The sequence below is a fragment of the Pseudomonas sp. CM25 genome (assembly GCF_013179705.1).
In the GTDB taxonomy this organism is placed as follows: domain Bacteria; phylum Pseudomonadota; class Gammaproteobacteria; order Pseudomonadales; family Pseudomonadaceae; genus Aquipseudomonas.
Map to the genome: position 1 here is coordinate 1 of NZ_JABMCW010000116.1, position 8,476 is coordinate 8,476.

Below are 8,476 nucleotides of genomic sequence, written 5' to 3' on the forward strand. Positions count from 1 at the left end.
TCCAGGCTGTGGCCCTGCCCCAGCGCGTAGCCAACCTGGTAGTTGCGGCTCTTGGGCGAGGAGCAGGTGACGATCAGGTCACCGACACCGGCCAGGCCGAGGAAGGTCATGGGGTTTGCGCCCTGGCTGACAGCGAAGCGGGTCATTTCGGCCAGGGCACGGGTAATCAGCATGCTCTTGGTGTTCTCGCCCATGCCCAGGGCCACCGCCATGCCGGCGATGATGGCGTAGACGTTCTTCAGCGCCCCGCCCAGCTCTACACCGAAGCGGTCGCCACTGGCATAGACGCGGAACGTATGCCCGTGCAGTACGCTTTGCACCTGCTCGCAGAGTCTGTCGTCTTCGCTTGCAACCACCGTGGCAGTCAGCGCGTGCTCGGCGATCTCGCGGGCCAGGTTGGGTCCGGACAGCACACCGATGCGGGCCTCGGGGGCGATTTCTTCGAGTATCTGGCTCATCAGCTTGAAGCTTTGCGCTTCGATACCCTTGGTCAGGCTGACCAGGCCCTTGCCACGCAGCAGCTCGGCATGCGGTGCCAGCACGCTGCGCAAGGCGCTCGATGGCAGGGCAACGAACACCAGCTCGCAGGCCTGCAGGGTGGCCAACAGGTCGTTGACCGGCTCGACGCCGTCGTGCAGGCGGATACCCTTGAGGTAGCGCGGGTTTTCACGATTGACGCGCATGGCCTCGGCCTGCTCCGGGTCGCGCATCCATTGGCGCACCGGCACACCGTTCTGCGCCAGCAGGTTCGCCACGGCGGTGCCGAAGCTGCCGCCTCCCAGAACTGCAACAGGTTGCTGTTCAGTCATATTCAATCCGTTAAAGCCAAAAATTAAGTGGCGACGCCGCCATTATACGGCTCGCCTGCTACAGAACCAGTGTCAGTGCCGGCCCTTTCGCGGGTAAACCCGCTCCCACAGGGACCGCGCCACCTTCAGCAGCACGAAAGGGCCCAAACAGGTAAGGCTGATCACTGGCAAATGCGCCAAGGTCAGTTACCATGCCTGTTTCACTCCTGATACAAGGCCGCTCCGTGTTCCCTGGCACGCCCCCTTACCCGCGCCTGCTGATACTGACCGCCCTGCTCGGTGGCCCGGCCATGGCAGATGACCTGTTCATCGACAGCACCGACCTGCCGCAGGTTCTGACCGCCACGCGCCTGAAACAATCCCCGGCAGCAGTGCCGGGCAGCATGACCGTGCTCGACAGCGCGCTGATCCGTGCCAGCGGTGCCCGTGACATCCCCGAGCTGCTACGCCTGGTGCCGGGCATGATGATCGGCTACGGCGCCGGTAACCAGCCGACCGTCAACTACCACGGCAGCAACGTCAACGATGCACGGCGCATGCAGGTGCTGATCGATGGCCGCTCGGTGTACCGCGCCGGCCTGGCCACCGTCGACTGGAGCGATATTCCGCTGGCCATGGAGGACATCGAGCGCATCGAGGTATTCCGCGGCCCCAACACAGTCAGCTACGGCGCCAACGCGCTGATGGCCGTGGTCAACATCCTCACCCGCAACCCCGCCGACAGCCATGGCACGCGGCTGAAGCTGACCCGCGGCGAGGATGGCATCAACGACTTCTACGCCAGTCACGGCTTCGGCTGGGACGGTGGCGACATGCGCCTGTCGCTGTCGGGCCAGCAGGACGACGGCTTCGACCAGGACCAGTTCGGTCAGGACTACCGCGACAGCCGCCGGCTGACCCGCTTCAACCTCAGCGCCAGCCACAACCTGGCGGTGGACCAGACCCTGGAGTGGCAACTGGCGGCCAAGGAAGGCAGCAACCAGCGGCCTTACACCTACCAGCCGGTATTTGCCAGGTACGAGGCCGGCAACAACGCCGACGTCAACGCCAAGGACTACGCCGGCTCGTTGCGCTGGACCAAGGAGTTCAGTGCCGAACACAGCCTTTATATCCAGGGCTCGGCACAGCACTTCGACCGGCAACAGGTGTGGCGGGCCTGCGATGCCTTGCAGTCGTTCAGCCCTGAACTGACCCAGCTCTGGCAAATGAACCCGGACTTCGCCGAGAAAGTCGCGCGCGGCGTGGCCGCAGGCGACCTGCCAAGCAGCAGTGACCCGGTGCTCAGCGCCCTGTCCAACAAGGTGCGCGAACAATGGCAGGCCGGTGGCAGCCAGCCGGTCTGCGGCGACGTCGACCAGAGCACCCGCGAAACCCGCTATGACCTGGAAATCCAGGACACCCTGAGCCTGACCGACAGCCTGCGCCTGCTGAGCGGCATGAATTACCGCTATGATCGTGCCGATTCGCAGACCTACTTCAACGGCAGCCTCGATGACCAGACCTGGCGCTTGTTCGGCCAGCTCGAATGGCGCGCCGACGAGCACTGGATCCTGCAGGGCGGCGCCATGTTCGAGGACTCGCGCCTGTCGGGCAACTCGCTCACCCCGCGCGTGGCGATCAACTACCTGATCACCCCGCGCCACGGCCTGCGCGCGGTGTACTCCGAAGCAGTACGCTCGCCGGACATGTTCGAGAACAACGTCAACTGGAGCTACACGGTAAAGAACCTCTCGCCCAATGCCTTCGGTCTGCAGAACGGCGAATATTTCGTCAAGACCCGCGGCCCTGGTGACCTCGAACAGGAGCGCATGCGCTCGCGTGAACTCGGCTACAACGGCTATTTCAGCGACATCGACCTGAGCATGGATGTGAAGCTGTTCTACGACGAGATCACCGGAATGATCAGCGAGCCGCTGAAGAACAACCAGTACATTGCCAGCAACGCCAACAAGGCCCGCTTCAGCGGCAGTGAAGCGCAACTGGATTGGCGCCCGACCCTGCGCGACCGCCTGCGCCTGACCTACGCCTACGTCGATGCCTGGGCCAGCAACCCCGACGACCGCCGCCTCAGTGCCCGCAACAGCGGCTCGGCCGGGTGGCTGCGCGAATGGGGCGACGGCTGGTCGAGCGCGCTGTTCTACTATGGCGACGATGCGCTCAACCAGTACCGCTACGAACGCATCGACCTGCGCCTGGCCAAGCGCCTGCGCGTGTATGGCAGCAACCTGGAACTGGCGGCGCTGTGGCAGCAGCGCCTGGACGACCAGCCGACCACGGCGATCCAGAACCGCTACGACAGCCGTCACCGGCTGAGCGTCAGCGCCGAGCTGGAGTTCTGATGGCCCTGCTGCTGCGTCTGTTGCTGCTCTGCCTGTGGCCGTTGGGGCCGTTGTCCGCCAGCGAAATTCTGCTGGTAGGCGGCGAAGACCAGCCAGGCATTCGCAGCTTCGTCGCCGCGCTGGAAAGCCGTCGCCCGCACGATCATGTGCGTTTCCAGACCACCGCCGAGCTGCCGCGCCCGGGCAAGCTGAAAACCGACCAGCGCCTGATCCTGCTGGACAGCGCCGCGCTGGAGTGGCGCCTGGGCGAGAGCGCCGGCCCACCGGCCCTGGCCATGCGGATCAGCCGGGTACAGGCTGAACAACGCCTGGGAAAGTCGCGCCCCGCGTTCGTCACCCTGCTGTGGAGCGACGCGCCGCTGGGCCGGCAATTGCGCCTGGCACGCTACCTGCTGCCGCAGGCCCAGCGCATTGGTGTGCTGTACGGTGAACACAGCGGTTTTCTGCTCGACGAACTGCGCCATGCCGCCCGCCCGCTGGGCCTGGAGATCGTGGCCCAAGACTGGCCCGACGCGCGTGACAGCCGGCCGCTGCAGCAGCTTTTGGCCAGTAGCGACGTGCTGCTGGGCCTGGACGACCCGGCCCTGTACAACTCCAAGACCGTAAAGAACCTGCTGCTGAGCAGCTATGGCCGACAAATGGCGCTGATCGGCCCAAACGCGGGTTTTGTCCGCGCCGGTGCCCTGGCCAGCACCTACAGCGACCAGGACGACTGGCTGGCGGTGCTCGACCAGTTGCTCGACCAGCCACCCGCGCACTGGCCGCGCAGCCTCTACCCTGCGCGCTACGGCGTCAGTGGCAACCAGCAGGTTGCCCGCGCCCTGGGCCTTGAACCGATCGATCCGAACGCCGCCGCCAAGGCCCTGGCCGAAGGAGAACCCACCCCATGAGCAAGCGCCTGAGCTGGGACATTCATACCCGCACCCAGATCATCAGCCTCGGCCCGGCCCTGCTGCTGACCTTGCTGCTGATCAGCTTTTTCACCTTCGTGCGCATCCAGGACCTGCGTCAGGAGCTCAACCACACCGGGCAACTGATTGCCAACCAGCTGGCACCGGCGTCGGAATACGGGGTGATCTCGGGCAACAACGAAGTGCTCGAAGGGCTGATGCGTGCCACCCTCAGCATTCCCCACGTGCGTTTTCTGGAGGTACAGGACAGCCGTAACCACATCCTGGTGTACGTCGAGCAGTCCGACGAAAGCGCCAACCGCGCGCAACAGGTCGAAGTGTTCCAGGCGCCCATTCGCCTGCAGCAGATCCGCCTGGACAACGACTTCCTGCAACAGGGCAAGGCTACCACCCCGGCCATTGGTGACGACTACCTGGGGCGGGTGATCGTCGGCATGTCCGATGACGCCTTCAGCCAGCGGCAGCAGGAAATCGTGATCAAGGCCGGCATCCTGGCGCTGTTCGCCCTGCTGTTCACCTTTTTGCTGGCGCGCCGCCTGGCCCTGAGCCTGGCCAAGCCGATCAGCGACATGGGCCATGCGGTCAAGGCGATTCAGCAAGGCGAGTACAACACCCCCTTGCCGGTGGTCGATGACAGCGAGCTGGGCCACCTGGCGCGCCACATCAACAACCTGGCGCAGGCCCTGGAGCAGGCCAGTGACGAACAGAAGCAGGCCATTGCCGAGCTGATCCAGGCCCGTGAAGAGGCCGAGCAGGCCAACCGGGCCAAATCGGACTTCCTGGCCATGATGAGCCACGAGCTGCGCACGCCGATGAATGGTGTGCTGGGCATGCTGCAGTTGCTAGAAACCACCTCGTTGAGCAGCGAACAGGCCGACTACACCGCAGTGGCCAGTGAATCCACCGGGCATTTGCTGAAGGTCATCAACGACATCCTCGATTTCTCCCGCATCGAACGCGCCGCGCTGCAACTGGAGCATATCGACTTCAACCTGGCCGAGCTGATCACCAGCAGCGTCCAGTCGTTCCAGCACAGCGCCCAGCAGCGCGGCCTCGGCTTGCACCTGCAATTGCCGGCCGGCATCGAGCAATTGCAGGTGAACGGCGACCCTACGCGGATCCGCCAGATCCTGCTCAACCTGGTGGCCAACGCCCTGAAGTTCACCGAACGCGGCCAGGTGCAGGTGGAGGCGCAGTGGCAGGTGCTGGACCGGCAGCTGATCTGGTTGACCTGCAGTGTGCGCGACACCGGTATCGGCATCGACAACGACCGCCTGGAAATGATGTTCGTCGCCTTCCAGCAGGCCGACAGCTCGATTTCCCGACGCTATGGCGGCACCGGGCTGGGGCTGTCGATCGCCCGTACCCTGGCCGAACGCATGGGCGGCAAGCTGCGCGGTGAAAGCCGGGAAGGCCTGGGCTCTACCTTCACCCTGGAGATGCCTCTGGCCGTGGCCAGCCCGCCCCCCGGCAAGCGGCCCCTGCCAATGGCTGCCAGCACGCCGGTCGCCGGCAATGATGAAGTGCTGCTGGTAGAGGACAATCCGGTCAACCAGAGCGTCATCGAAGCCATGCTGCGCAGCCTTGGCGTTACGGTTTGCACCGCCGAGGACGGCCTGGAGGCAGTCGAACGGGTCAGCCAGCAGCGCTTTGCCGCCGTGCTGATGGACTGCCGCCTGCCGCACCTGGATGGCTATGAGGCCACCCGGCGCATCCGCCAGCTGCCCAACGGCGCCCGCCTGCCGATCATCGCCCTGACCGCCAACGCCTTGCAGGGCGACCGCGAGCGTTGCATGGCCGCGGGCATGGATGACTACCTGACCAAACCGTTGCGCCGCAGCGAACTGCAGCGCGTGCTGCAGCGCTGGCTACCCGGTCAGACAACCGCGACTGGCGATAAATGCTAAAGTGCGGCAGTCTTAAACACTGGACAGGACCTTCATCGGACCTGAAAATAGACGTTTCAGTGCACACCTGTACTTCTTTCGCCAGGTGCGCTGTGACTTTCACCACAACGCAATAGTCTACCTGTAGGCTGCCGCCCCGAAGTCATCGCTTTTCGGGCCGGCCGGGAAGATTCATCCCCTGCCACAGGGGGTTATTGAGGAGCTCGCATGACCAAACAACACGCCTTTACTCGGGAAGACCTGCTGCGCTGCAGTCGCGGTGAGCTGTTCGGCCCAGGTAATGCGCAACTGCCCGCGCCGAACATGCTGATGGTCGATCGCATCACCCATATCAGCGAAGAAGGCGGCAAGTACGGCAAAGGTGAATTGGTCGCCGAGCTGGATATCAATCCGGACCTGTGGTTCTTTGCCTGCCACTTCGAAGGCGATCCGGTCATGCCGGGCTGCCTGGGCCTCGACGCCATGTGGCAGCTGGTCGGTTTCTTCCTCGGCTGGCAGGGCCTGCCAGGCCGCGGTCGTGCCCTGGGTTCGGGTGAAGTGAAATTCTTTGGCCAGGTATTGCCTACTGCCAAGAAAGTCACCTACAACATTCACATCAAGCGCGTCCTCAAAGGCAAGCTGAACATGGCCATCGCCGATGGCTCCGTCAGCGTTGACGGCCGCGAGATCTACACTGCCGAAGCCCTGCGGGTCGGCGTGTTCACCTCCACTGACAATTTCTAAGGGTTATTCGCATGCGCCGCGTCGTTATCACTGGTCTGGGCATCGTATCGTGCCTGGGCAATGACAAAGCTACCGTCACCGAAAACCTGCGCAACAGCCGTCCGGGTATCCGTTACAACCCGGAATACAAGGAAATGGGGCTGCGTAGCCAGGTTTCCGGGTCCATCGACCTCAACCTCGAAGAACTGATCGACCGCAAGGTCTACCGCTTCGTCGGCCACGCCGCTGCCTACGCCTACCTGGCCATGCAGGACGCGATCAAGGACGCCGGCCTGACCGAAGAGCAGGTTTCCAACCCGCGTACCGGCCTGGTGGCGGGCTCCGGCGGCGCCTCGACCCTGAACCAGATGGAAGCGCTGGACACCCTGCGTGAGAAAGGCGTCAAGCGCGTCGGCCCGTACCGCGTCACCCGCACCATGGGCAGCACCGTTTCGGCGTGCCTGGCGACCCCGTTCAAGATCAAGGGCCTCAACTACTCGATCTCGTCGGCCTGCGCCACTTCGGCACACTGCATCGGCACCGCCCTGGAGCAGATCCAGTGGGGCAAGCAGGACATCGTCTTCGCCGGTGGCGGTGAAGAAGAGCACTGGAGCCAGTCGTTCCTGTTCGATGCCATGGGCGCCCTGTCGACCAAGCGCAACGAAACCCCGGAACTGGCTTCGCGCGCCTATGACGCCGACCGTGATGGCTTCGTCATCGCTGGCGGTGGTGGCATGGTGGTGGTCGAGGAGCTCGAACACGCGTTGGCCCGTGGCGCGAAAATCTACGCCGAAATCGTCGGTTATGGTGCCACTTCCGACGGCTACGACATGGTTGCCCCGAGCGGCGAAGGTGCCATCCGCTGCATGCAGCAGGCACTGTCCACCGTCGACACCCCGATCGACTACCTGAACACCCACGGCACTTCGACTCCGGTCGGTGACGTTGCCGAGATCAAGGGTGTTCGCGCCGTGTTCGGCGACAAGGCCCCGAAAATCAGCTCGACCAAGAGCCTGTCGGGCCACTCGCTGGGCGCCGCTGGTGTACACGAGGCAATCTACTGCCTGCTGATGATGGAAAACAACTTCATCGCCGGCTCCGCCAACATCGACGAACTGGACCCGGAGGTCGCCGACCTGCCGATCCTGCGCAAAACCGAAGAAAACGCCAAGATCGACACGGTCATGAGCAATAGCTTCGGCTTTGGCGGCACCAACGCCACCCTGGTGCTCAAGCGCTGGGAAGGCAAGTAAGGCCTCGCTGCAGTAATTGAAAACGCCCCGACTGGTTCGGGGCGTTTTTGTTTTTGCTGCCTGTACCGGCCCTATCGCCGGCAACCATCATTTATGCCTGGGCAGAATAGACAGAAAATTCTCCCGGGCCACCTTGTTTGCCACCGCCTCCGGCAATGCATCCAGAAACGGCCCGAACCCGTGCAGTTGCTCCCCCAGGCTGCCAAACCGCCCGACCACATCCGACCCCAGCATGAACCGTTCCGGGTGCTTCTCGACCAAGGCCAGCCATTCCTTGCGCGGTACCCCATTGTCGTCCAGCAGATAAGGCTCCAGCACACTCCACGACAGGTCGACATACAGGTTCGGGTAATCGTCCAGCAACCGCGTCAGCACCGGCAGCAGAAAGTCCATCTGCGTCTGGTGCCGGTGGATCTCCATGCTGCTGCCGGCATGCGCCCAGATGAACCGCGTATGCGGGTGATTGCGCAGTGGTTCTTCGAGCTCCGCCAGGTACAACGGGTTGCGCTCGCGCTTGGAGGTGATGTTGGAATGCAGCAGCACCGGCAGATCGCG

General features: G+C 63.8%; 7 protein-coding genes. 5 read left to right on the top strand and 2 right to left on the bottom strand.

Translation table 11 applies throughout. From position 1 onward, the window contains the following. A partial coding sequence (locus tag HP546_RS14230) for an NAD(P)H-dependent glycerol-3-phosphate dehydrogenase (RefSeq protein ID WP_172226260.1) occupies window positions 1-809 on the bottom strand: 809 nt, incomplete at its 3' end. A gap of 191 nt (window positions 810-1,000) precedes the next feature. On the opposite strand from HP546_RS14230, the gene HP546_RS14235 reads away from it, so the two are divergent. The 5 genes from HP546_RS14235 to fabB all read left to right on the top strand — a co-directional run bounded on the left by HP546_RS14235 (window position 1,001) and on the right by fabB (window position 7,921). Next, complete coding sequence (locus HP546_RS14235) at window positions 1,001-3,148, top strand: TonB-dependent siderophore receptor (protein WP_172226263.1); 2,148 nt, start codon at window positions 1,001-1,003, stop codon at window positions 3,146-3,148. Next, window positions 3,148-4,038 carry an ABC transporter substrate-binding protein gene (locus tag HP546_RS14240; protein WP_172226266.1) on the top strand — a complete coding sequence of 297 codons (891 nt, stop codon included), beginning with the start codon at window positions 3,148-3,150 and terminating at the stop codon, window positions 4,036-4,038. The genes HP546_RS14235 and HP546_RS14240 overlap by 1 nt, the downstream gene beginning before the upstream one ends. Continuing rightward, window positions 4,035-5,966 (top strand): ATP-binding protein, encoded by a 1,932-nt coding sequence (locus HP546_RS14245; protein WP_172226269.1) that lies wholly within the window; start codon window positions 4,035-4,037, stop codon window positions 5,964-5,966. Before HP546_RS14240 ends, HP546_RS14245 begins: the two co-directional genes overlap by 4 nt. 207 nt (window positions 5,967-6,173) lie before the next feature. Next, window positions 6,174-6,689 (top strand): 3-hydroxyacyl-[acyl-carrier-protein] dehydratase FabA, encoded by a 516-nt coding sequence (gene fabA, locus HP546_RS14250; RefSeq protein WP_027592861.1) that lies wholly within the window; start codon window positions 6,174-6,176, stop codon window positions 6,687-6,689. An 11-nt stretch (window positions 6,690-6,700) separates the two neighbouring features. Then, complete coding sequence (gene fabB / locus HP546_RS14255; protein ID WP_172226272.1) at window positions 6,701-7,921, top strand: beta-ketoacyl-ACP synthase I; 1,221 nt, start codon at window positions 6,701-6,703, stop codon at window positions 7,919-7,921. A gap of 87 nt (window positions 7,922-8,008) precedes the next feature. Here the strand turns inward: fabB and HP546_RS14260 are convergent. Then, a partial coding sequence (locus HP546_RS14260; RefSeq protein WP_172226275.1) for an amidohydrolase family protein occupies window positions 8,009-8,476 on the bottom strand: 468 nt, incomplete at its 5' end.